Annotated in this window: 22 protein-coding genes; 17 read left to right on the forward strand and 5 right to left on the reverse strand. The window is 62.3% G+C overall.

What is annotated here, in order from left to right:
- Positions 1-3: 3 nt before the first annotated feature.
- On the reverse strand, positions 4-1,311 hold the full coding sequence (locus BUC40_RS05550) for an MFS transporter (protein ID WP_073263378.1): 1,308 nt from the start codon (positions 1,309-1,311) through the stop codon (positions 4-6).
- 619 nt (positions 1,312-1,930) lie between these two features.
- Between BUC40_RS05550 and BUC40_RS05555 the strand changes: the two genes are divergently transcribed.
- The 3 genes from BUC40_RS05555 to BUC40_RS05565 are packed head-to-tail and all read left to right on the forward strand — an operon-like array spanning position 1,931 to position 5,024.
- Complete coding sequence (locus BUC40_RS05555; RefSeq protein WP_073263380.1) at positions 1,931-2,908, forward strand: tripartite tricarboxylate transporter substrate binding protein; 978 nt, start codon at positions 1,931-1,933, stop codon at positions 2,906-2,908.
- A 58-nt stretch (positions 2,909-2,966) separates the two neighbouring features.
- Positions 2,967-3,494 (forward strand): tripartite tricarboxylate transporter TctB family protein, encoded by a 528-nt coding sequence (locus BUC40_RS05560; protein WP_073263382.1) that lies wholly within the window; start codon positions 2,967-2,969, stop codon positions 3,492-3,494.
- Positions 3,495-3,503: 9 nt separating this feature from the next.
- Positions 3,504-5,024 carry a tripartite tricarboxylate transporter permease gene (locus BUC40_RS05565; protein ID WP_073263384.1) on the forward strand — a complete coding sequence of 507 codons (1,521 nt, stop codon included), beginning with the start codon at positions 3,504-3,506 and terminating at the stop codon, positions 5,022-5,024.
- A 64-nt stretch (positions 5,025-5,088) separates the two neighbouring features.
- Here the strand turns inward: BUC40_RS05565 and BUC40_RS05570 are convergent, their stop codons facing one another.
- Both BUC40_RS05570 and prlC read right to left on the reverse strand, forming a co-directional pair.
- A complete protein-coding gene (locus BUC40_RS05570) occupies positions 5,089-5,373 on the reverse strand; it encodes a YheV family putative zinc ribbon protein (RefSeq protein ID WP_073263386.1) in 285 nt (94 codons plus the stop codon).
- On the reverse strand, positions 5,370-7,418 hold the full coding sequence (prlC, locus tag BUC40_RS05575) for an oligopeptidase A (RefSeq protein WP_073263388.1): 2,049 nt from the start codon (positions 7,416-7,418) through the stop codon (positions 5,370-5,372). The genes BUC40_RS05570 and prlC overlap by 4 nt, the downstream gene beginning before the upstream one ends.
- 101 nt (positions 7,419-7,519) lie before the next feature.
- Here prlC and BUC40_RS05580 point away from each other — a divergent pair, with 101 nt between their 5' ends.
- The 5 genes from BUC40_RS05580 (at position 7,520) to BUC40_RS05600 (ending at position 10,043) form a co-directional block, all read left to right on the forward strand.
- Positions 7,520-8,062 carry a gamma carbonic anhydrase family protein gene (locus tag BUC40_RS05580; RefSeq protein WP_073263390.1) on the forward strand — a complete coding sequence of 181 codons (543 nt, stop codon included), beginning with the start codon at positions 7,520-7,522 and terminating at the stop codon, positions 8,060-8,062.
- Complete coding sequence (locus tag BUC40_RS05585) at positions 8,059-8,490, forward strand: hypothetical protein (protein ID WP_073263392.1); 432 nt, start codon at positions 8,059-8,061, stop codon at positions 8,488-8,490. The genes BUC40_RS05580 and BUC40_RS05585 overlap by 4 nt, the downstream gene beginning before the upstream one ends.
- Positions 8,491-8,594: 104 nt before the next feature.
- Positions 8,595-9,065 (forward strand): type II RES/Xre toxin-antitoxin system antitoxin, encoded by a 471-nt coding sequence (parS, locus tag BUC40_RS05590; RefSeq protein WP_073263394.1) that lies wholly within the window; start codon positions 8,595-8,597, stop codon positions 9,063-9,065.
- The gene (locus BUC40_RS05595) at positions 9,065-9,526 is read left to right on the forward strand and encodes an RES family NAD+ phosphorylase (protein WP_073263395.1); all 462 of its coding nucleotides are present in this window, start codon (positions 9,065-9,067) and stop codon (positions 9,524-9,526) included. The genes parS and BUC40_RS05595 overlap by 1 nt, the downstream gene beginning before the upstream one ends.
- A gap of 19 nt (positions 9,527-9,545) precedes the next feature.
- Complete coding sequence (locus BUC40_RS05600; protein WP_073263397.1) at positions 9,546-10,043, forward strand: GNAT family N-acetyltransferase; 498 nt, start codon at positions 9,546-9,548, stop codon at positions 10,041-10,043.
- A gap of 169 nt (positions 10,044-10,212) precedes the next feature.
- Here the strand turns inward: BUC40_RS05600 and solA are convergent, their stop codons facing one another.
- Positions 10,213-11,379 carry an N-methyl-L-tryptophan oxidase gene (gene solA, locus BUC40_RS05605; RefSeq protein ID WP_073263399.1) on the reverse strand — a complete coding sequence of 389 codons (1,167 nt, stop codon included), beginning with the start codon at positions 11,377-11,379 and terminating at the stop codon, positions 10,213-10,215.
- Between the two features lie 8 nt (positions 11,380-11,387).
- Positions 11,388-12,047, reverse strand: a complete 660-nt coding sequence (locus tag BUC40_RS05610) for an HD domain-containing protein (protein WP_073263401.1) — start codon at positions 12,045-12,047, stop codon at positions 11,388-11,390.
- A gap of 281 nt (positions 12,048-12,328) precedes the next feature.
- On the opposite strand from BUC40_RS05610, the gene BUC40_RS05615 reads away from it, so the two are divergent.
- From BUC40_RS05615 to BUC40_RS05655, 9 genes are read left to right on the forward strand one after another with little or no spacing between them, the layout of a single operon-like run.
- On the forward strand, positions 12,329-14,554 hold the full coding sequence (locus BUC40_RS05615; protein WP_073263403.1) for a type VI secretion system Vgr family protein: 2,226 nt from the start codon (positions 12,329-12,331) through the stop codon (positions 14,552-14,554).
- 26 nt (positions 14,555-14,580) lie between these two features.
- Positions 14,581-15,033, forward strand: coding sequence for a DUF6484 domain-containing protein (locus BUC40_RS05620; RefSeq protein ID WP_073263405.1), 453 nt, complete (start codon positions 14,581-14,583; stop codon positions 15,031-15,033).
- A 1-nt stretch (position 15,034) separates the two neighbouring features.
- Complete coding sequence (locus BUC40_RS23295) at positions 15,035-15,982, forward strand: PAAR-like domain-containing protein (protein WP_073263407.1); 948 nt, start codon at positions 15,035-15,037, stop codon at positions 15,980-15,982.
- 10 nt (positions 15,983-15,992) lie between these two features.
- Positions 15,993-16,916, forward strand: a complete 924-nt coding sequence (locus BUC40_RS05630) for a beta propeller repeat protein (protein ID WP_073263410.1) — start codon at positions 15,993-15,995, stop codon at positions 16,914-16,916.
- Positions 16,917-16,938: 22 nt separating this feature from the next.
- The gene (locus BUC40_RS05635) at positions 16,939-18,051 is read left to right on the forward strand and encodes a DUF2169 family type VI secretion system accessory protein (protein ID WP_073263412.1); all 1,113 of its coding nucleotides are present in this window, start codon (positions 16,939-16,941) and stop codon (positions 18,049-18,051) included.
- Positions 18,048-19,085 (forward strand): 3-oxoacyl-ACP synthase, encoded by a 1,038-nt coding sequence (locus tag BUC40_RS05640; RefSeq protein ID WP_073263415.1) that lies wholly within the window; start codon positions 18,048-18,050, stop codon positions 19,083-19,085. Before BUC40_RS05635 ends, BUC40_RS05640 begins: the two co-directional genes overlap by 4 nt.
- Entirely contained in the window at positions 19,085-20,266 is a 1,182-nt protein-coding gene (locus tag BUC40_RS05645) for a PAAR-like domain-containing protein (protein ID WP_073263417.1), read from the forward strand. The genes BUC40_RS05640 and BUC40_RS05645 overlap by 1 nt, the downstream gene beginning before the upstream one ends.
- Positions 20,267-20,281: 15 nt before the next feature.
- A complete protein-coding gene (locus BUC40_RS05650) occupies positions 20,282-21,181 on the forward strand; it encodes a beta propeller repeat protein (RefSeq protein WP_073263419.1) in 900 nt (299 codons plus the stop codon).
- Positions 21,181-22,416, forward strand: coding sequence for a TIGR02270 family protein (locus BUC40_RS05655; RefSeq protein ID WP_073263421.1), 1,236 nt, complete (start codon positions 21,181-21,183; stop codon positions 22,414-22,416). The genes BUC40_RS05650 and BUC40_RS05655 overlap by 1 nt, the downstream gene beginning before the upstream one ends.
- Positions 22,417-22,542: the final 126 nt, after the last annotated feature.

Genomic DNA, 22,542 nt, shown 5'->3' on the forward strand with positions numbered 1-22,542 from the left:
GTTTCAGTCTTTCAGTTCGATGCGCTGGATACGGCCGACCACCAGCAAGTAACAAAGCACCGCCAGCAGCGAGTTGGCCGCCACGTAGGCTAGGGCCAGGTCGAACGAGCCGCTGCGGCTGACCAGGTAACCGACGATGATCGGTGTGGTGATCGCCGCCAGGTTGCCGAAGCTGTTGAACAGTCCGCCGCTGAGCCCGACGATCTGCCGCGGCGAGGTGTCGGCCACCAGCGTCCAGCCCAGGGTGCCGAAGCCTTTACCGAAGAACGCCAGGCCCATCAGCGCCAGCACAGCGGCGTCGCTGTCGACGAACACGCACAGGCCGATGCAGGCCGACAGGCTCATGCCGGTGACGATGGGCAGCTTGCGCGCCAGGCTCAGCGAGTGGCCGCGGCGCACCAGGCGGTCGGACAGCATGCCGCCGCTCAGGCTGCCGGCGAACCCACTGATGGCCGGCACCACGGCCGCGAAGCCGGCCGCCATCAGGGTCATGCCGCGTTCCTGCACCAGATACACCGGAAACCAGGTAAGCAGAAAGTAGGTGGTGGCATTGCTCAGGTACTGACCGGCGTAGATGCCCAGCAGGGTGCGCTGGCTCAGCAGCTGCCAAAGATGACCGCGCTGCCGGGGCTTGCCGGTCGCGGGCAGCGGCGTCAGGTCGAGCAGCCCGCCGCCATGCTCGATGTGCGCGAACTCGGCGGCGCCGATGCGCGGATGCAGGCGCGGGCTGTGGATGGTTCGTGCCCACAGAAAGCACAGCGCGAAGCCGAAGCCGCCGAGCACGATGAACACCTGTTGCCAGCCGAAGGTTTGCACCACCCAGCCCATCAGCGGCGCGAACAACGCCGTGGCGCAATACTGCGCCGAGCCGGACACCGCAGTGGCGGTGGCGCGCTCGCTGCTCGGAAACCAGGCAGCGATGATCCGCGCGTTACCGGGAAAACAGGGCGCCGCGGCGAGGCCGACCGCCACGCGCAGCAGAAATAGACTGGCTACCGTCCAGGCCACCGGCAGGAAGCCAACGAAACCCTGGGCGAACGTGAGCGCCGACCAGCACAACAAGGCGATGCCGTACACGCGCTTGACGTCGAAACGGTCGAATAGCCAGCCGCCGGGAATCTGCGCAACCACATAGGCCCAGCCGAACGCCGAGAAGATATAGCCGAGGGTCAGCGCGTCGATGCCCAGGTCAGCCTGCAGGGCGGCCCCGGCGATAGACATGCTGGAGCGGTCGGCAAAGGTCACTGCGGTGACTAGAAACAGCATCGCCACGATGCTGAAGCGTACGCGTCCGGTTCTAGTGGCAGACATAAGCGATCCTTGCGGTGAAACACGACACGGAAGATGGGCCGGGGTCAGGGTTCACAGCGGATAGGGGGAATCTGCGCGGGTAATGCTGATCATCAGAGGCCTTGTTTGTTGTTATGGCGGCGCCAGAAGCGCGTGGGCTGATGGCAACCGAGCATACAGGCTCAGGCACAATTTTGTTATACGTTATCGTACAACAACATAAAAGATCATCTAATGCCCGCGTCCCGCCGCTTCTGAAGAGCCTGAGCTTATTTCCATACGTGACTCAAAGCGCATCAACAGCAAGGGCTCCGTTGACAGCGCTGAGCGAGCTTGGTACTAATTCGCCAAGTCATACGACAACCTATAACAAGAGAGGCTAACGGTCATGCCTACGACCACAACTGCCTATCCAGGTGCCCTGACACCACTGCTCGCCTTGCCCCGGTCAAGCGCCCGTGCCTGCGCGTGATCACGCCGCCCACGCATGCCTGCCCGTCGGCCAACCAGGCTTCTGCCATGGCCACGCCACCACACCCGAGTCACGCCCTATCTTCCTTCGCCTTGTGGCACGGCAGCGATTCGCCGTTCCCGATTCACCGTCATGAACTGACGGCCCCACACCACCACGGAGCTTCCAATGAAAAAAATATTCCGCGCCTCTCTTCTTTCTGCCGTCGTCGGCATGGGTGCCATCGGCGCCCAATCAGCGGCCTTCGCCGATGACGTCAAATGGCCGACCCGCCCCGTGCAGGTCGTGGTGATCGCCAACCCGGGCGGTGATACCGACTTCAACGCCCGCATGATGGCCAAATACTTCAACGAGATTACTGGCAAGACCATGGTGGTAACTAACGTCGCTGGCGGTGGCGGCACCCTGGCCGCCGAGCAGGTGAAGGGCGCAGCAGCGGATGGCAACACCATCCTCTTCACCCACCCTGGCCAGATGATCGTCAACGAAGTGGCCGGCTTGACCGAAGACAGCTACGAAGCATTCGATGTGTCCTGCATCGCAGGCGTGGACAAGAGCGCAGTCTTCGTCGCGAACAAGCAGTCCGGTATCACCAGCATGAAAGACCTGATCGAGAAGGCCAAGGCCAAGCCGGGCAGCATCACCTACGGCACCGAGATTGGTAACTTTTCTCACGTGCAGGGCCTGCAGCTGGAAAAACTCACCGGCACCAAACTGAAGATGGTCGACGGTGGCACCGTATCTGACCGCGTAGTGGGCATGCTCGGTGGTCGTCTTGACCTGGGCGCAATGAGCTACGGCGCCGTTCAGGACTACGTCAGCGGTGGCCAAATGGTCGCTCTGGGTCAGCCCAACGCCGAGCGTAACCCGCTGATCCCGGACGTACCGACCCTCAAGGAGCAAGGCCTGGACATCACCTTGGACAAGCCGTACATCGTCGCCTTCCCCAAAGGCACTGATCCGGCCATCGTCAAGAAAATGGCTGACATCATGAAAGAGATCACCGAGAAACCGGCTTATGCCGAAGACCTGAAAAAGTTCAAGCAGCCGGTCGCCTACTTCAATACCGAAGAATCCAAGCAGATTCTGGCCAAGACCCGTGATGACTTCATGCAGTTCAAGGATGCTCTGCGCCAAGGCAAGTGAGTCATGACACAGCGCCGGCAGAGAGCCGGCGCTGTGCTTTCGTTCTTCGAGGTTTCAAATGCGCACCACCACCCCGAATAAAAAAGAACTGATCATCGGCCTCGCCATGATCGGCTCCAGCCTCGCCTACATGGTGATGGCCTACCAACTTCCCGGCCATGGCGGCGTCGACGCGGGCACCGTTCCGGCATTGCTGGCAGGCCTGCTGATCCTGCTGGGCGTAATGCAGGTACTCAGTGCCTTCGCCGCCAAGCCTGCTACGGTCGAAGCGCCAGCACCGAACACCGGTGACCTACCCGAAATGCCCGCTGAAGAAGCGGCACCGGCCGTCATCGAACCCCGCACAGTGATCCTGACCCTTGCCCTGATCCTCGGCTACATGGCGCTGTTAGGGCCGGTGGGCTTCCCGATCATGACCGTGGTTTATCTGTACCTGCAGTTCCTCGTCCTGACACCGGTCACCCAGAAAGCCAAGCACCTGAGCTATCTGCTGATCTCGGTGATCAGCTCAGCCGTCATCTTCCTGCTGTTCCGCGAGGCCTTCGACCTGATGCTGCCCGCTGGCCTGCTGAACAATTACATCTGAGGATCGACCATGCTCGACTTACTGCAGCAAGGCTTCGGTGCCGTTTTCTCGATCAACATACTGCTGTTGATGGCCATTGGTGTGGCCGTCGGTATCGTCTTCGGCGCGGTACCTGGCCTGTCGGCCACCATGGCAGTTGCCCTGTGCCTGCCCCTGACCTTCACCATGGGTCCGCAAGCCGGCCTGTCTCTGCTGGTTGCACTATTCATCGGTGCTACATCGGGGGGGTTGATCTCGGCGATTTTGCTGAAGATCCCCGGAACACCGTCATCTATCGCAACGGTGTTCGATGGTGGCCCGCTGATGGAACAGGGTCATGGCGCCAAGGCGCTGGGTATCGGCATCGTGTTCTCCTTTCTGGGCACACTGTTCAGTATCGCCGCACTGATGTTCATTGCTCCGCAGCTGGCTAAAGTCGCCCTTAGTTTTGGCCCGCATGAATATTTTGCCATCGCCATCTTCTCCCTGACCCTGATCGCCACGCTGTCCGCTGGCTCCATGGTCAAGGGCCTGTTCGCTGGTGCCTTGGGCTTTGCTGTTTCCACCGTAGGTATCGCTCCAGTAGAAGCGATTCGTCGTTTCACTTTCGGCGTCAGCGAGCTCAATGGTGGCTTCTCGATGCTCACGGTGATGATCGGCATGTTCGCCGTTGCCGAAATCATCAAGCTCGCCGAAACAGGCCGCCATGCCGTCCAGGGCAAGGCCAAGTCGGTGAGCATGAAGAACATCAAGGGCTTCGGCTTCTCGTTCAAGGAGTTCCGCGAACAACTGCCGAACGCTGGCCGCTCCGGCCTGATCGGCTTGGGTATCGGTATTCTGCCAGGCATCGGCGCAGGCACGTCGAACCTGGTGGCTTACATCATCGCCAAGAAACGCGCCAAAGACGGCCACACCTACGGCAAGGGCAACATCGGCGGCGTGGTCGCCAGTGAAACCGCCAACAACGCCGGCATCGGTGGCGCGATGATGCCGCTGATGACCCTGGGCATCCCGGGTGACACCGTCACCGCGATCATGCTCGGCGGCTTCCTGATCCACGGTATTCAGCCCGGCCCGCTGCTGTTCATCAGCCAGGGCCCGCTGGTGTACACCATCTTTGCCGCACTGATCGTCGCCACCTTCATGATGCTGTTCATGGAGTTCTACGGCCTGCGCCTGTTCATCAAGCTGCTCGACGTGCCCAAGCACATTCTCCTGCCGATCATTCTGGTGCTCTGCGTAGTGGGTGCCTTCGGCCTGTCCAGCCGCCTGTTCGACGTCTGGTCCATCCTGCTGTTCGGCCTGCTCGGCTATGGCTTCGTCAAGGCGGGCATGCCGGCGGCGCCGTTCATCATCGGCTTCATCCTCGGACCGATGGCGGAAACCAACCTGCGTCGTGGCTTGATGTTGTCGGACGGCAACTTCATGGACTTCTTCACCAACCCGATCTCCGGTACGTTCCTGGGCATCGCCTTGGTATTCATCCTCTGGCAGGTGTACAGCGCCATGCGACCGAAGCAGAGCGCGATCAACGAGATTCTGCGTACCTGATCGACGCCGTAGAAACGAAAACGCCGCTCCAGTTGGAGCGGCGTTTTTTATTGTGGTAGGCGTATCAGTCGTCGTTCTTCTTCAGCTTTGGATTGGGGAAGAACTGCACCGCCTTAACCTTCGGATCCGCCGCCTTTGGCTTGAGAGCGCTAACGTTGACGCGGGTCGGCAGCTCCTTGGCGACCGAGTTGCCGCGCTCGTCCAGGGTGTCGGCATAACCGCACTGCACGCATTCACGATGGGGTACACCATCGACATTCCACATCTTGATGCTGTCCATCTCGCTGCACGCCGGGCACACGGCACCGGCGATAAAGCGCTTGGGCGTGATCACCGAGCCGTCGCTCATGCTGCCTCCGCGCTCAAGCCAAGATGACGAAGCAGCGCGTCGATGCTCGGCTCACGGCCGCGGAAGTCGACAAACAGCACCATCGGCGCCTGAGAACCGCCACGGGCCAGAATCGCCTCGCGAAAGGCGCGGCCGGTCTGCGGGTTGAGCACGCCGTCTTCCTCGAACTTCGAGAAGGCGTCGGCGGACAATACTTCGGCCCACTTGTAGCTGTAGTAACCGGCCGCGTAACCGCCGGCGAAGATGTGCGCGAAGCTGTTGGGGAAACGGTTGTAGGCCGGTGGACGCAGCACCGAGACTTCGTCGCGGATGCCTTCGAGCAACTCCAGCACGCTGCGGCCGTCACCATGGGTGGCGTGCAGCTCGAAGTCGAACAGCGAGAACTCCAGCTGGCGCACCATCATCAGGCCGGACTGGAAGTTCTTGGCGGCGAGCATCTTGTCGAGCAGGTCCTGCGGCAGCGGCTCGCCGGTCTCATAGTGGCCGGAGATCAGCGCCAGGCCCTCGGGCTCCCAGCACCAGTTCTCCATGAACTGGCTCGGCAGCTCCACGGCGTCCCAGGCCACGCCGTTGATACCGGATACGCCGACATGCTCTACGCGGGTCAGCAGGTGGTGCAAGCCGTGGCCGAATTCGTGAAACAGGGTGGTGACTTCATCGTGAGTCAGCAGCGCCGGCTTGCCGGTCGACGCTGGCGTGAAGTTGCACACCAGGTTGGCGACGGGGCTGACCAGCTCGCCGCTTAGTGCGCGGCGCTTGTCGCGGGCACCGTCCATCCAGGCACCACCGCGCTTGTTGGCGCGGGCGTAGAGGTCGAAGAAGAAGCGCCCGACATGCACGCCGTTCTCGGAAATCTCGAACAAGCGAACGTCCGGGTGCCAGGTATCGAAACCGGAAAGCTCTTTGATCTGGATGCCATAGAGCTTCTCGACGATGGCGAACAGGCCGCTCAGCACCTTGTCGATGGGGAAGTAGGCGCGGAGGATTTCCTGGGAAATGCTGTAGCGCTGCTCGCGCAGCTTTTCGCTGTAGTAGCCCACATCCCAGCTTTGTAGATCGTTGCAGCCCTGCTCGGCGGCGAAAGCGCGTAGCTCGGTCAAATCCTGCTCGGCGAACGGCTTGCTGCGTACCGCCAGGTCGCGCAGGAAGCTCAGCACCTGCTCGGTGGAATCGGCCATCTTGCTGGCCAGGCTCAGCTCGGAATAGTTGGCGAAACCGAGCAGGCGCGCCAGCTCCTGGCGCAGCTGAAGGATCTCAGCCATTACCGGGCCGTTGTCGTTCTGCCCGGCATTCGGGCCCTGATCTGAGGCACGGGTGCAGTAGGCGGCGTACAGCTCTTCGCGCAGCGCGCGGTTGTCGGCGTAGGTCATCACCGCGTAGTAGCTGGGGAATTCCAGGGTGATCAGCCAGCCCTGCAGGTCCTTGGCTTCGGCCGCCTGCTGCATCTGCGCCTTGGCGGAATCGGTGATGCCGGCCAACACGCTTTCGTCCTCGATGTGCTTGGTCCACGCCTGGGTGGAGTCCAGCAGTTGGTTGGAGAAGCGGCTGCCCAGCTCGGACAGGCGCATCTGAATCTCGCCATAACGCTTCTGCTGCTCGGGCGGCAGGTCGATACCGGACAGGCGGAAGTCACGCAGGGCCTGATCGAGAATGGTCTTTTGCGCGACATCGAAACTGGCGGCTTCGGGGCTGGCGGCCAGCGCCTCGTAGGCCTGAAACAGGGCGCGGTTCTGGCCCATTTCCGTCCAGTATTCGGACAGCTTTGGCAGGCAGGCCTCGTAGGCGGCGCGCAGCTCAGGGTTGTTGCGCACGGCATTGAGGTGGCTGACCGGGCTCCAGGCGCGGCCCAGCTTGGCGCCCTGCTCGTCGAGCACGTCAATCAGCGACTCCCAGCGCGGTGCATCGCCCTGGCTGGCCAGCACCTTGGCGACCACGCTGCGGCTCTCGGCGAGAATGGCATCCACCGCGGGCTCTACATGCTCGGGCAGAATGGTCGAATACGGCGGCAGGTCGAAATCTTGCAGCAGGGGATTGTTCGCACTCACGTCGGGTACCTGTGGTGGAATGAATAAGATGTCTGATCGAACAGATATGGCGGTCATCTTAATTACAATCAAGGGCTGGCGTAACTTCAGAGGTTTCTATCGTGGCGATTCGTACTTATCAGGGCACCAAGCCGACGCTCGGCGATCGGGCATTTGTCGATACTTCGGCGGTGGTCATTGGCGACGTGGAGATTGGCGAGGACAGCTCGGTGTGGCCATTGACCGTGATTCGCGGCGACATGCACCGCATCCGTATCGGCAAACGCACCAGCGTGCAGGATGGCAGCGTGCTGCACATCACTCACGCTGGCCCATTCAACCCGGATGGCTTCCCGCTGATCATCGGTGACGAAGTGACCATCGCCCATAAGGTGATGCTGCACGGCTGCACCCTGGGCAGCCGCATTCTGGTCGGCATGGGCAGCACGGTGATGGACGGCGCGGTGGTCGAGGACGACGTGATCATCGGTGCAGGCAGCCTGGTGCCACCGGGCAAGGTACTGGAAAGCGGCTACCTGTACGTCGGCAGCCCGGTGAAACAGGCACGGCCGCTGACCGACAAGGAGCGCAATTTCTTCAGCTACACCGCCGGCAACTACGTGAAGCTCAAGGATCAGCACATCGCCGAGGGTTACGACCAGTGAGGCGTCTGCTGGCATGTGCACTGCTGACCACCGCGTGTACGCAAGCCTGGGCAGACGATGTACGCTGCCTGCAATCGACTGGCGGCGGCAAACCGATCCGCTTGAGCCTGACTCTTTTCACCACGGAACAAGGCGACTGGAGCCGCGCCGGCACGGTGCTGTATGCCGGCCAGGCCGACAGCCTGCCAATCGTGTTCAAAAGCAGCGAAATCGTCGACGAGCCAGAAGGCCGCCCGTGGGAATACCTCAGTACCTGGCTGGAAGTGCTGCCTGACGAGGAGCGCATTGGCGGGCGCTACAGCTTTCACCATCAGGGCGCCGTGGTATTCGATTTTCAGTACAGGAACCTACTCACCGGCAAGACCTTCCATTTCGAGGAAAACCCGGCGGTACTGGACGCTTACAACAGCTGTAACTGGCCCGCGTAAGGCGACACCGCAGCTTTTGCCTTCCGGCAGCAGGACGTGCAAACGTGAGCGCAAAAGAGTAACCTTCATTTGACGTTTATTTTTATTCAAATGAAGGAGGCAGCATGAGCATTACCGCAATGCGTCAGGCCAAACAGGGCAAGGACGACCACTCGCCCGTGGTCGCTGCCTTCTGGGATTTCAGCGCCGGCCGGGAAAAGCTCAGCGAAGCCGAGCGCCTGCAGCAGATCCGTGACGGCTTCGCCGCCGACCTGGTGCAGGCCGTCAAGGCGACCTTCACCCTGCCCGAGCGCAGCCTGGAAATTCTCCTCAACGCCTCGATCTCGACCCTCGAACGCCGCCGCCGCGAACGCAAGGTGCTCGATCCGGTGGCCTCGGAGCGCCTGGATCGGATCGCGATGGTCTGCCAGTTGGCTGAAGACGTATTCGAAAGCCGCCAGGCCGCTGCAGAGTGGATGTCGCGCAGCAATCGTTCGCTCGGCGGGCAGGCGCCGGTCATGCTCTGCGAGACGGAAATCGGCGCCAAGCAGGTACGCCGGGTGCTCAATGCCCTCGACTGGGGTGGCGCGGCCTGATGCGCGCCTGGCGCGTGGCCAAGGCCAAGCGGGCGACCGACCTGTCCGGGCGTGGCGCGGCCATCGAGGGCGGGCGCTGGAACGAGCAGGATATCGCCGCGGTGTACATGGGCCTCAGCCCCGGCATCTGCTGCCTGGAAACCTTCGTTCACGCCGAAGGCCCGCCGGCGATGCCGATGAAGATCACCTGTTTCGAGCTGCCGGACGACGCGGATCTCTACTGGGAGCCTGCTGCACGCGAACTGCCGAAAGGCTGGAACGCCCTGCCGGTGGATCGCCCGAGCATGGAATTTGGCAGCGCCTGGCTGCGCGCGGTCAGCCACCTCGGCCTGATCGTGCCCTCCGCGGTACTGCCGCTGGAGCGCAACTTGGTGATCAATCCGCTGCATCCCGCAGTCAGCCAGATCAGCATCATCGACATCTACGATTTCACCTACGACCCACGCATGTTCAAGGCGTGACCAGCCCTCAGGAAGCCACGTGAATATTCGCCCTATTACCGAAGCCGATTTCGATCAGGTCTGGCCCATCATCCGTGATGTCGTCCAGGGCCAGGAAACCTACGCCTATGACCCGGCCATGGATCGTGAAGCGGCCTGGAAGCTCTGGGTCGAGCTGCCCCGCGCCACCTTCGTGGCCGAAGAAGACGGGCAGATCCTTGGTAGTTACTACATCAAAGCCAACGCCGCCGGCCCCGGTGACCACGTGTGCAACTGCGGCTACATGACCGCCCCTGCCGCCCGCGGCAAGGGCGTGGCGAGCGCGCTGTGCCAGCACTCGCTGCAGGTCGCCCGCGAGCTGGGCTTCCAGGCCATGCAGTTCAATTCCGTGGTGGCCAGCAACACCGTCGCCGTGGCGCTCTGGCAGAAGCATGGCTTTACCATCGTCGGCACCCTGCCCAAGGCCTATCGCCACCGCACCCTCGGCCTGGTGGATTGCCATGTGATGTACCGCTGGCTGGCTGACAATGATCTTTAGCCGATAGGTCGCCTGCGACGGCCGCAACGTGGCGAGAGCGGCCTTTCCCCTATCCCGTGGGAACGGGCCATGCCCGTGATTTTTCGCGGGCATGGCCCGCTCCCACAGTGGACCAGCGACGTCCGCTTTCGCCTTACTGCAGTCGATAAGCCAGTAGCTACCGAGCTGGCTACGACCTGAAACGCGCCAGCGAGAACGCGGATAGGTCGACCGCGCCCGGCTCGTTGCAATGGTGCATGGCCAATGCTTCGCCGATACCAGCGGAATGTTTGAAGCCGTGCCCAGAGCAGGCCGACACCAGGGTCACATTGGCCATCTGCGGATGGGCATCGATGATGAAGTTGAAGTCCGGGGTGATGGTGTAAGTGCACACCTTGGATTTCAGCACCCGCCGGGAAACGCCCAGCAGCCGGCCAGCCACATGGGCGTCGTACAGGGCGTCGATATCGGCCTGGCTGACGCTGCGATTCACGGTATCCGGGTCGCAGCCCTCGAGATATTGTTCGGTGGCAATCTTGATCGCGTTCTCACCCGGCAGCGGCGGGAAGCCGTAGCAGCTATCGATATCGGCCGCGCCGTGTAGCAGGATGTACACCGGAGAACCAGCGGCAAAGCGCTCGGGCTCGTCCAGCTCGAACCACACCAGTTGCTGGCGACAGACCTTAAGCAAGTCTTCGACCGACGCACCGAGGAGCTTGCCCGTCCACATGCCGGCGCAGACGATGGCCTTGTCCGCGGTCAACATGCCGCTGCTGGTCTGCACGCGAACGCCTCCGGCATCTGACTCGATGGCCTCGACCAGCGTGTTGGTATGCAAGACCGCGCCCAGTGCCTCGGCCAGCTTCAGCTGTACATCGATGGCCCGTTCGGGACGAACATAACCGGCGCCTGGCTCGTAATAACCGGTGGCCTGATCGCCAAAGCCGCCGAACTGCGGGAAGCGTGCGCGAACCCCGGCGGCATCCAACAAGCTGTGCTCGATGCCAAAGCGCTCTGCCAGTGCCGCCGTTTCACCGCCGAAATCGGGCGTGCCATGGCCGCGAGTAGGCGCCTGACTGCTACTCAGCATCAACATGCCGCAAGCCTCGAACAGCGCCTCGCCGCTATGCGCTTCCAGCTCACGCCAGATGCGTTGGGAATTGAGCGCCAGCGGCACATAAGCCGCGCCCTCGCCCACCGCCTGGCGGGTGATGCGCGTATCGCCATGGCTGGAGCCCTGGTCATGGGGCGGCGCGTAACGGTCCACGCCGGCTACGCGCACACCACGCCTGGCCAGTTGATAAAGCGTGGCGGCGCCCATGGCGCCCAGGCCGATCACGATTACGTCGTAGTGCATGGAGTTCTCTACTGCTCGAAGGGTTGGATTTCGTCGCGAAAGGCATCAAGGAAGGCGACCATCCGCCCATGCCGCTGCTGTGCTAAACGCGCGCCAGCAGCAGTCTGAAAGCCAGACGCCAAGCCCAGCAGCTTGGTATGAAAATGATCCAGGGCAAAGCGCTGATCATCCAGCGGGCGATGCCGGGCATCGATATCGCCGGCGTCGTACAGCGCGCTGCCCAGTCGCCCGGACACATGAAAACAACGCGCCACGCCGATCAGGCCGATGGCATCCAAGCGGTCGGCGTCCTGCAGAATGCGCGCCTCCAAGCTGGTCGGCGTGATCGCGGCGGAAAAGCTGTGCGCCTCGATGGCATGGCACACGGCGGCAATACGTTCGGCCGGCCAGCCGAAGCCAACGAGCAATTCATCAGCACGCGCAGCGGACAAACGCGAAGCACTGGAGCGCAACGGCGAATCCTTCTCCACCGCCACGCAGTCATGCAACAGCACAGCCGCCAGCAACAACTGCAGATCGCCGCCCTCTTCGCGCTGCAGTTGCCGAACGTTGGCCCAGACCCGCTGCAGGTGCGACAGATCATGGGCGCCGTCGTCAGCCGACGGCGCGCAGAGCGACAACAGCTGTGCGGCAAGCTCGGCGAAGGGTGCAAAAGAATCGAAGGTCATCAACGGAGCGCTTTAAGCCAAAGCCGCACCTTAGGGCCAGGCGCCAGTCTTCGGCAAGGCAGCGAGTAAAAACTGGCGCGTTGCCATTACTGGACAATGCTCCGCCGCTTGCGCAACCTTTGGCAGCTTCGCAAAGCAGCCCGGCGACCGCTCCACGGTCACCTCGGCGCGCTGGATTTCGACAGAACGGCCAACTTGAGCGCACTTTCCAAACGGCGTCTCAGCAGTTAACCGTGTTCCCGGTTATCTTCAGCACCGGATGGCATCGCAGGGATACGCACATGGCAATCACACAACAGTCGCGCATGGCCAAGGTCAACAGCCCGCTTGGCGACAACGTGCTGGTAATGGAGCGCCTGGCCGGCAGCGAATCCCTGGGCCGCCTGTTCCACTACGAGCTCAGCCTGGCCTCGGAAAACTCCTCGCTGAAGCTCAATGCGTTGCTTGGCAAACCCATGGGCCTGGCGGTACAACTGGCCGACGGCAGCGACCGCTACTTCCACGGCATCGTCGCGCGCTGCAGCCAGACCGCCCATCGCGGCCAGTTCGCCAGTTACCAGGTCACCCTCAAGCCCTGGTTGTGGCTGCTGTCACGCACCTCCGACTGCCGCATCTTCCAGAGCAAGACGGTGCCGGACATCGTCAAACAGGTGTTCCGCGACCTGGGTTTCTCAGACTTCGAAGACGCCCTGACCCGCTCCTACCGCGAGTGGGACTACTGCGTGCAGTACCGCGAGACCAGCTTAGATTTCGTCAGCCGGCTGATGGAGCAGGAAGGTATCTACTACTACTTCCGCCACGAGCAGGAGCGCCACGTGCTAGTGCTCTGCGATGCCTATGGCGCACACAGCACAGCGCCCGGCTATGGGCGTGTGCCGTTCTACCCGCTCGACGACCAGATGCGCGAGCGCGACCACATCCACGACTGGCACCTGGCCCACGAAGTGCAACCCGGCTCCCTGGCGCTCAACGATTACGACTTTCAGCGCCCCAGCGCGCGCCTGGAAGTGCGTTCCAGCATCGCCCGCGAGCACAGCAACGCCGACTATCCGCTGTACGACTACCCGGGCGAATACGTGCAGAGCAAGGACGGCGAGCAGTACGCGCGCAATCGCATCGAGGCGATCCAGGCGCAGTACGAGCAGATCCGCTTGAAGGGCAATGCCCGTGGCCTGGGCAGCGGGCACTTGTTCAGTCTCACCGATTACCCGCGCGACGATCAGAACCGCGAGTACCTGATCGTCGACAGCGAATACACCATCACCCAGGACCTCTACGAGAGCGGCCGCGGCAGCGAGAGCTTCCAGTTCGACAGCAGCCTGACCTGCATCGACGCCAGCCAGGTGTTCCGCCCGCTGCCGCTGACCGTGCAGCCCATCGTGCAGGGCCCGCAGACGGCCATGGTGGTTGGCCCCAAGGGCGAGGAAATCTGGACCGACCAGTACGGCCGCGTGAAGGTGCACTTCTACTGGGACCGTCACGACCAGTCCAACGAGAACAGCTCCTGCTGGATTCGCGTGTCGCAGAACTGGGCCGGCAAGAACTGGGGCTCTATCCAGATTCCGCGTATCGGTCAGGAAGTCATCGTCAGCTTCCTGGAAGGCGACCCCGACCGACCGATCATCACCGGTCGCGTCTACAACGCCGAGCAGACGGTGCCCTACGACCTGCCCGCCAATGCCACCCAGAGTGGCACCAAGAGCCGTTCGAGCAAGGGTGGCACGCCAGCCAACTTCAATGAAATCCGCATGGAGGACAAGAAGGGCGAAGAGCAGCTGTTCATCCACGCCGAGAAGAACCAGGACATCGAGGTCGAGAACGACGAGACCCACTGGGTCGGCCACGACCGCAGCAAGACCATAGACAACGACGAGACCGTGCACGTCAAACACGACCGCACCGAGACCGTGGACAACAACGAGACCATCACCATCGGCGTCGACCGCAGCGAAAAGGTCGGCAACAACGAAACCATCACCATCGGCGTGAACCGCACCGAGCAGGTCGGCAGCAACGAGACCATCAGCATTGGCGCCAACCGCACCGAGAGCGTGGGCAGCAATGAAACCATCAGCATCGGCGCCAACCGCACCGAAAGCGTGGGCAGCAACGAAACCATCAGCATCGGTGCCAACCGCACCGAAAGCGTCGGTAACAGCGAGCGCACCACCATCGGCGCCGACCGCACCGCGCTGATCACCGCCAACGAGTACGTGCTCATCGGCGCGGACCTGGCGACCATGGCGGGCGGCAACGAATCGCACTATGTGCGCGGCGAGCGCAACAGCCGTGTGCTCAAGGATGACAACCTGCATGTCGGCAAGAACTTCGTGCTCAAGGCCGGCGACTCGATCACCCTGCAGACCGGCGCCGCCAGCATCACCATGAAGAAGGACGGCACCATCGCCATTCGTGGCAAGAACATCAGCATCGACGGCTCCGGGGCGATCAACGTCAAGGCCGCCAAGAACATCGTGATGAAAGGCCAGAAAATCCTGCAGAACTAGGCAGCGATCACCGCCAGGAGCTCCCCATGACTGTCCAGCACCACACTCCCGCCGCCACTCGCCTGGACGGCGTGGTCATCGGCGTACTGCTCGATGTGCCGCAGGCCGCAAGCCCAGTGGTGGCCTTCCCCGGCTGCCCGTCCGAGACGGGTATCGCCGCCACTACCACCACGGCCCTCAGCCGCGAGGACATCGGTGCCCAGGTGGCATTGATGTTCGTCGGCGGCGAGCCGAGCCAGCCCCTGGTGATCGGCCGCATCCAGCGCCTGCCGCAGGCCCCGGTCACCACGCCAGCGGCCGTAGCACATATCGACGGCGAACGCCTGGAATTCAGCGCCGAGCGCGAGATCGTGCTGCGCTGCGGCAAGGCCAGCATCACCCTGACCCGCGAAGGCAAGGTGCTGATCAAGGGCGCCTACCTGTCCAGCCGCTCCAGCGGCGTGAACCGCATCAAGGGCGGTTCGGTGCAGATCAACTGAAATGAGCCATACGGTTTACGCCAATGGTCGAGAAATCTCGGCGAAGAGCTCCGACGGCAAATCCATTGCTGCGTTTCCTGACGTTTGCTTCACGCCGCCCCAGGCACCGCCCACACCAATGGGCATCCCCATCCCTTACCCCAATACCGGCCTGGCCAGCGATACCACCAAAGGAACACGCACGGTCAGAATCGCGGGCAAGGAGGTCATGCTCAAGAACAAGAGCCACTACAAGACCAGCTATGGTGACGAACCCGGCTGCGCGCCCAAGAAAGGTATTCTGACTGGCAAGATCAAAGGGAAGGTGTACTTCACCTCTTGGTCTATGGATGTCAAGTTTGAAGCCAAGAATGTCGTTCGCCACCTTGATCTGACTACTAACAACCATGGCTCGATGCCGGGCAACACACCGCCATGGCCGCACACAGCAAGCATGGTGCTGGCCTTCCAGCCAGGCGGTAAATGTGCCGGCATGGAACACCTGCGCTTACAGCCCTACAGCGATCCCTGCCCGGATACCGCCAGCGGTGAGCGGCAGACCGGCCACCACCTGATTCCCGGCCGTTGCATGCGCGATATAGCCAACTATAACCATCAGCAGGCACCGGTCATTTGCGTTTCGTTCGGCAATCAATATCAAGGCTCGCACCAGCGTTGCCACGAACGATTCGATCCTGTCGAGCTGAACCATCACCAACAAGGCAAACCGTTCACCTACGCAACCGCCAGGAAGACCGCAGCAGCCTCGGCCGGTGGCGCACTCACGCCACCGCGCGATATCACACCTGATGAACAGACGTGCGTAGAGCACCAGCTCGACCAGTACTACACCGGCACATCGGCCAAGGCCCCAGCCTGTAGCGACTCAACCTTACTGAGGGCATCAGGCAAACCCGGCAAGGCTATCCCGGCCCCAGTCAGCCCAAGCGCCCCAGCGGGCATGCCTTAGGATTTCAATCATGCAACGCAAAGACTCCGCCCTCTACTTCAAGCATGTGATCGCCATTTCCGCCGAGCGCGCGTTGCTGAGCGGGCTGCTCTACATCGAAGAAACCGAGCCGACTATCAGCCGCATCATGATGATCGCCGAGGGTAGCTGGTATCACCTCTATGACCTCGATGACATCATCCAGGACAGCCACCGTCAGGCCGCAGACGGCAACCACGGCAACCACGGCAAGGATATCTACCACCTGCTGGGACGCCTCGGCTCACTGCGTATTCACCCATCCGGTCAGGCTTTTCAGGATGAGCAGCTGCCGCTGGCCAACGCCTATCTGAAGTCCCTGCGCGAGATAGACGGACAGCTGTACGCTTGTGGCACTCAAAGCCAGGTTATGAGACGCACGGCCCAGGGCTGGCAACGTATGGATCAGGGCATCTACGAGCCGTTACAGGATCAAGTCACCTCGAGCCTGAATGCGCTGGACGGTACAGCGACCAACGATATCTACGCGGCAGGCGATAGCGGTGCCTTGTGGCACTGGGACGCAAGTAAGTGGACGCGCCTGGAAAGCCCGACCAACCTGCCGCTGTACGTGGTTCACCAGCACAGTGACGGCTCTATATTCCTGGCCGGTTCAGGCGGCGTTCTGTTCAGAGGCAATCGCCAACAAGGCTGGGCAGATCTGAGCGACTCAGCCTTCAGCCACCTAGTGCTGGAAAATGCCTGTGAATTTCAGGGCGCTCTTTATCTATCTGCCGGCACGCATTTGCTGTGTTATGCCAACGATCAGTTGTCAGCCGTTCATATTCCCCTGCCAGGGCCACTGGCATTTCACAACCTCGACGCCTGTGCCGAAGCTCTGTGGTGTGTAGGAGATGACTGCGTGTTGTCTTTTGATGGTCAGCATTGGCAAGCACATTCTTGCCCGGAGAACTGATGCGCGAACGGGATAAGTTCTGATGGAACTGCTCAACGCCACGCGCATGGTCGCCGCCTACAACCAGGGCCTGGACGCCGATGGCCGCGAATACCTGGTGGTCATCGTCAAGGGCACCTTCGACCTGCCGGTGGACGGCAGCGTGGCGCGCCTGCTCGATGAGCAGCAGCCGCTGCTGATGAGCGATACCTTCGCCGGTGACCCGGCGCTGTCCGCGCCCCTGCACGAGTTCGACTTCGCGCCGTTCAAGCCTAACTGCGACGTGCTGGTCAGCGGCAGTGCCCACGCGCCAGGCGGCCGCCCGGTCAGCCAGCTGACCGTGGGCATCCGCGTCGGCCGGGTCAGCAAGGCATTCAGCGTGTTCGGCCCGCGGCACTGGCAGCCCGGCGCCCTGGGCACCAGCGCCGGCGCGCCACAGCCGTTCGTGCGCCAGGACATTTCCTACGCCAGTGCCTTCGGCGGCAGCCACCCGGCACCCGGCAACCCCGAGCAGTTGCTGTGCAACCTGCGCAACCCGGCCGGCCAGGGCTGGTACCCGCGCAGCCTGGGCGGCGGCACCGTGGTCGGCATGCCGATGCCCAATACCGAAAAGCTCGGCCAGCCGGTCGATGCGCCCCATGGCGATTTCGAACCCATGGCCCTCGGCCCGCTGGGCAAGCACTGGCAGGCGCGCGTCGGCTTCGCCGGCACCTACGATCAGGCCTGGCAGGACGAACAGTTTCCCTTCCTGCCCAGGGACTTCGACGAGCGCTACTTCCAGGCAGCGCCGGCCGATCAGCAGACCGACTACCTCAAGGGTGGCGAAGAGGTATTCCTGCTTGGCCTGCTACCCACCGAGCGCGCCGGCTTCCGGGTGCCCAGCGTGCGCATGCCGGTAACCTATTTCCTCAGCGCCGGCGGCCATGAAACGGCGCAGGCGGTCATCGACACCCTGCTGCTCGACACCGACGCCAACCGGGTAGAAATCACCTGGCGCACGCGCCGGCCGCTCAAACGCAGCCTGTTCGAGATCGCCCAGGTATTGGTGGGCGAGAAATCCCGGGGCTGGTGGCGTGCCCGCGAGCTGGGCAAGGATTACTACCCGTCGCTGGCCGCGTTGAGCCGCAGCCGTTCGACCGAGGATGACCTGTCATGAGTGCCCTCAGCATCCTCTCCAGCGGTATGGTCAGTGCCGTGGGCCTGAGCGCGCCGGCCAGTTGCGCGGCGATCCGCTGCGCCCTCGACAACTTCCAGGAAACCCGCTTCATCGACGGCGGCGGCGAGTGGCAGGTCGCTGCCAGCGTGCCGCTGGAAGAGCCGTGGCGCGGCCGCACCAAGCTGGTGAAAATGGCCGCACGCGCCATCGCCGAAAGCCTGGCCGGCGTACCGGGGATCGATTGCGCCGCCACGCCGCTGCTGCTCGGCGTCGCCGAGCTGGATCGCCCAGGCCGTAACGATGGCCTGGACAACAGCCTGTTGCGCGATATCGAGCGCGAGTTGGGCGTGCAGTTTCATGGTGCCTCAACGCTGATCCCGCGGGGCCGGGTCAGCGCCGGCGTGGCACTGCTCAATGCACGCCGGCTGATCCACGAAGGCGGCCACCGCCACGTGCTGATCGCCGGGGTCGACTCGTTTCTCAACGCCGCCACCCTGTCCGCCTTCGAGCAACGCCAACGACTGCTCACCAGCCGGCATTCCAATGGCTTCATTCCCGGCGAAGGTGCGGCAGCGGTGGTGGTCGGCGCGCCGGTTCGCCAGGAGGCCGAACAGCTGATCTGCTTCGGGCTGGGCTTTGGCGTCGAGAAGGCCAGCGTGGAAGCCGACGATATCCCGCTGCGCGCCGACGGCCTGGTGCAGGCCACCCAGGCGGCGCTCAAGGACGGCAACTGCCGTATGGAGCAGATGGACTACCGGCTGACCGACAACTCCGGCGAGCAGTACTACTTCAAGGAAGCGGCCCTGGCGCTGAGCCGCACGTTGCGCGTGGTCAAGGAAGAGTTCGACATCTGGCACCCCGCCGACTGCATCGGCGAATGCGGCGCCGCCATCGGCCCGGCCATGCTGGCGGTGGCCCTGGCCGCCTCGCGCAAGGGTTACAGCCCTGGCGCGAACATCGTCTATCAACTGGGCAACGACGCCGGCGAACGCGCCGTGGCGTTGCTGCGTTACCAACGGGTAGGAGCCGCCTGATGGCCAACGAGGTCTATGCCAACAACCGGGAGATTTCCTGCAAGGCAGCCAGCGGCAAGTCCATCGCCGCCTTTCCTGACGTCTGCTTCACCCCACCGCAGACGCCGCCGATGCCGCTGGGCATCCCGATCCCGTACCCCAACACCGGGCTGTCCAAGGACACCACCAAGGGCACGCGCACCATCCGCATCACCCGCAAGGAAGTGATGCTCAAGAACAAGAGCTACTACAAGACCAGCTACGGCGACGAACCCGGCCGCGCCCCGAAGAAAGGCATCATCACGGGCAAGATCAAAGGCAAGGTGTACTTCACCTCCTGGTCGATGGACGTCAAGTTCGAAGGCAAGAACGTGGTGCGGCATATGGATTTGACGACCCATAACCATGGGTCGATGCCGGGGAATACGCCGACCTGGCCTTATTTGGATCAAATGGCGGTAAGCAAGGGCGAAGGGCCGTGTAAGGAAGACATCAAGAAAGAGAAAGATGCCTGTAAGGACTTTTCACCTCACAAGCCAGATGGACCTAGCCCCTGCCCTCCCGATGGCAAACCAAAAACCCAAGAGGCGGCAAACGCTTACGCTGACAAGATTGGTGCAGACAAATGCCTGAGCGCCAGGCGATGCCAGCTCACACCCTATACACCCACCAAAGGACAGGCCGGCTGCTGCCCCGGGCAGACAGGTCACCACCTTGTGGAAGCGGGCTCGTTTTTTGACAAAGGCCGCGGGGAAGGCGACTCGAAAGCTATCAAGGGAACAACCCTTTACAACGAGCACAAAGCACCCTGTATCTGCGTCGAGGGCGGCAATCAGTATCACGGCACGCATGGCTTGATGCATACCTACCAGAGCAACGCAGCACTTAGCAGTGGGGCGAAGTCCACTCGGATCACCTTTGAAGACGACACCTCTGCTCGCCTGGTTAGCGTGACCTACGGCCAGGCAAAAGGCTTCGGTGTGGCCGCAGTAGGAAAAACCTTTCCCGAATCAGGTTGCGACCCGGCGTGTACCGAAGCGCAGCTGGATGCCTATCACAACCAGTGCGGGATTGATGATCAAACGGATTGCCGGATGATTGCGACAGGCTATAAGGGCGATGCCGCTCAGAAAGCGGCAGATTCGGCGGTCAAAGCTCGATCAAAGAAATTACGCGCTACAAGCACTAAATCAAGCCGATAGTAATAGGTCCAGCCAATGCCAGAAAGAAAGAGTCGGACAGATACCTTCATTACAGGGGCTGTTCGGTACAACGATCTCGCTTATATCGTTACTCAAGACGACAGCCTGGAGGCACGGATTGAGCATTCTCACCTGTATAGCTGGGACGCCGGAGAGTGGGGTTACGACGATATGCAAGACTGGCCCACGGTCAGCGTAACCATTACCCAAGAACCTTTAGAACAAGCTTTATTTATGTCGCCCTATGGCGAGATCCGTCTATTCGGTAGTGGGCAGGAGAGCGATGAAAAGATCCGGACGCCTGATGGCGATCCCATTGATCGCGGCCATTTGAGACAAGCACGGACTGTTGGCCGGAAAACCTTTGCTGTTGGAATGGGACGTCAAGTCTATCGACGTGATGGCGTTGATCACTGGAGCTGTCTTGATCAAACCATCCGCCCTGCAATCGGCGAAACGAAAGGCTTCGAGTCCATCGATGGCTTTGACGAAAGCGACCTGTACGCCGTTGGCTGGGATGGCGAAATCTGGCACTACAACGGCCAACAGTGGAGCCAGAAGGAAAGCCCGACCAACCTCGTACTGACCCGCGTGCTCTGCGCCGGAGATGGTCAGGTCTATGCCTCGGGCCGTCGCGGACTTCTGATCGTAGGTCGGGGTGATGCCTGGCAGCCAATCGAGCAGGAGGACGTCACCAGCGACATATGGGATCTGGCCTGGTATGACGGCAAGCTCTACCTGTCGACGATGCGCGGCTTGTATACGCTTCAGGGTGGCAGCCTGGTCGAGGTGGATTTCGGGGATGACACACCGGCGACCTGTTACCACTTGAGCGTGGCCGATGGCGTGATGTGGTCATTCGGCGCCAAGGACATCATGGCCTTCGACGGCAATACCTGGACTCGCATCGACTGATGATCACCACCATCCTCGACCAACACGCCGAAGAAACCGCCTTTCTAGCCGGACTGCGCAGCTATGCCGTCGGCGCACCGCATTATGATCTGGCGCATCTCGGCGATCTGGACGAGCGGATCGAGGCGCATCTCGATGGCCTGCAGATCGCCGGGCTCAAGGGGCTTCATCTGTTGCTGGAGCAACTGACCGCACACGCCCAGGGCGAGGTGTTCGCTGTTGCTGCGCTGGCATTGCGGCTGGGCAACGAGAGCGCACAGGAAACCCTGTATCAGCACCTGCATGCCAACCCCGAGGGCGAGGCGTTTCTTGTCGCCGCATTGGGCTGGCTGGAGTGGCACGAGGTCTCCAAGCTGATCGAGCGCGACCTCAATGCCACTGACACCCAGCGTCGCCGGATCGCCCTGGCGGCCCATGCCCTGCACGGCAAGGATCCCGGCCCGGCGCTGCTCTCGGCCCTCGGCCACGGTGATGCCAGCGTACTTGCCGCCGCGGCTCGGCTGGCCGGTACGCTGCGACGCCGCGATCTGCTGCAGCCGCTGCGTCAGCACCGCCTGCACGGCGACGATGAAGTCCGTTTCTGGAGCAACTGGGCCAGCGCCCAGATGGGTGACCAGGAAGCGCTCGGCAACCTGCGCTTGTTCGCCGAGCAGCCAGGTGAACGGCGCCGGCCCGCACTCGAGGTGCTGCTCGCCTGGCAACCGCGGGAGGCCAGCATCGCCTGGTTGCGCGGCCTGATGCAGAGCGAGACGCACCGCCATATGGCGATCCAGGCCATCGGCCTGCTCGGCGACCCGCAGACCATCCCCTGGCTGATTCGGCAGATGCATGAACTGCCCGCGGCCCGCGCGGCGGGCGAAGCATTCAGCCTGATCACCGGCGCCGACCTTGCGGAACTCGACCTGGAGTTGAGCGTCTATCCCGACTACGACGAAGGCCCTACCGATGATCCGTCCGACGCCAACGTCAGCATGGACCCGGACATCGACCTGGCCTGGCCAGACCCGCAGCAGGTCGAGCAATGGTGGCAAGGCCAGCAGCACGGCTTGCAGCCAGGCACCGGCTATCTGCTGGGCCAGCCGTTCAGCGAACGACAGTGCATGGCCGTGCTGCGCAGCGGCACACAGCGGCAACGACGTGCAGCAGCCAGCTTGCTGGCGCGCTATCAGCCGACCAGCGTGCTGTTTGCAACGGATGCGCCTGCACGCCGGCAAAAGCGATTGCTGGGCTGCTGAGCCCAGGCGATCAACGACACAAGGAGAGTGCGAACATGCTCAAGAAATCCCGCCAGGCCTCGTCGCTATACTGCAGCGCCAGTCATGGGCAGAAATCCCGTTCGAAGAAACCGCCTGCTCACAGGC

This window comes from Phytopseudomonas punonensis, from assembly GCF_900142655.1.
Taxonomy (GTDB): domain Bacteria; phylum Pseudomonadota; class Gammaproteobacteria; order Pseudomonadales; family Pseudomonadaceae; genus Aquipseudomonas; species Aquipseudomonas punonensis.

What these genes read in the sequence shown, in the direction of transcription:
- BUC40_RS05550 (WP_073263378.1), bottom strand. Translation starts at nt 1,311, where the DNA reads ATGTCTGCCACTAGAACCGGACGCGTACGCTTCAGCATCGTGGCGATG.
- BUC40_RS05555 (WP_073263380.1), top strand. Translation starts at nt 1,931, where the DNA reads ATGAAAAAAATATTCCGCGCCTCTCTTCTTTCTGCCGTCGTCGGCATG.
- BUC40_RS05560 (WP_073263382.1), top strand. Translation starts at nt 2,967, where the DNA reads ATGCGCACCACCACCCCGAATAAAAAAGAACTGATCATCGGCCTCGCC.
- BUC40_RS05565 (WP_073263384.1), top strand. Translation starts at nt 3,504, where the DNA reads ATGCTCGACTTACTGCAGCAAGGCTTCGGTGCCGTTTTCTCGATCAAC.
- BUC40_RS05570 (WP_073263386.1), bottom strand. Translation starts at nt 5,373, where the DNA reads ATGAGCGACGGCTCGGTGATCACGCCCAAGCGCTTTATCGCCGGTGCC.
- parS (WP_073263394.1), top strand. Translation starts at nt 8,595, where the DNA reads ATGAGCATTACCGCAATGCGTCAGGCCAAACAGGGCAAGGACGACCAC.
- BUC40_RS05595 (WP_073263395.1), top strand. Translation starts at nt 9,065, where the DNA reads ATGCGCGCCTGGCGCGTGGCCAAGGCCAAGCGGGCGACCGACCTGTCC.
- solA (WP_073263399.1), bottom strand. Translation starts at nt 11,379, where the DNA reads ATGCACTACGACGTAATCGTGATCGGCCTGGGCGCCATGGGCGCCGCC.
- BUC40_RS05610 (WP_073263401.1), bottom strand. Translation starts at nt 12,047, where the DNA reads ATGACCTTCGATTCTTTTGCACCCTTCGCCGAGCTTGCCGCACAGCTG.
- BUC40_RS05615 (WP_073263403.1), top strand. Translation starts at nt 12,329, where the DNA reads ATGGCAATCACACAACAGTCGCGCATGGCCAAGGTCAACAGCCCGCTT.
- BUC40_RS05620 (WP_073263405.1), top strand. Translation starts at nt 14,581, where the DNA reads ATGACTGTCCAGCACCACACTCCCGCCGCCACTCGCCTGGACGGCGTG.
- BUC40_RS23295 (WP_073263407.1), top strand. Translation starts at nt 15,035, where the DNA reads ATGAGCCATACGGTTTACGCCAATGGTCGAGAAATCTCGGCGAAGAGC.
- BUC40_RS05630 (WP_073263410.1), top strand. Translation starts at nt 15,993, where the DNA reads ATGCAACGCAAAGACTCCGCCCTCTACTTCAAGCATGTGATCGCCATT.
- BUC40_RS05635 (WP_073263412.1), top strand. Translation starts at nt 16,939, where the DNA reads ATGGAACTGCTCAACGCCACGCGCATGGTCGCCGCCTACAACCAGGGC.
- BUC40_RS05640 (WP_073263415.1), top strand. Translation starts at nt 18,048, where the DNA reads ATGAGTGCCCTCAGCATCCTCTCCAGCGGTATGGTCAGTGCCGTGGGC.
- BUC40_RS05645 (WP_073263417.1), top strand. Translation starts at nt 19,085, where the DNA reads ATGGCCAACGAGGTCTATGCCAACAACCGGGAGATTTCCTGCAAGGCA.
- BUC40_RS05650 (WP_073263419.1), top strand. Translation starts at nt 20,282, where the DNA reads ATGCCAGAAAGAAAGAGTCGGACAGATACCTTCATTACAGGGGCTGTT.
- BUC40_RS05655 (WP_073263421.1), top strand. Translation starts at nt 21,181, where the DNA reads ATGATCACCACCATCCTCGACCAACACGCCGAAGAAACCGCCTTTCTA.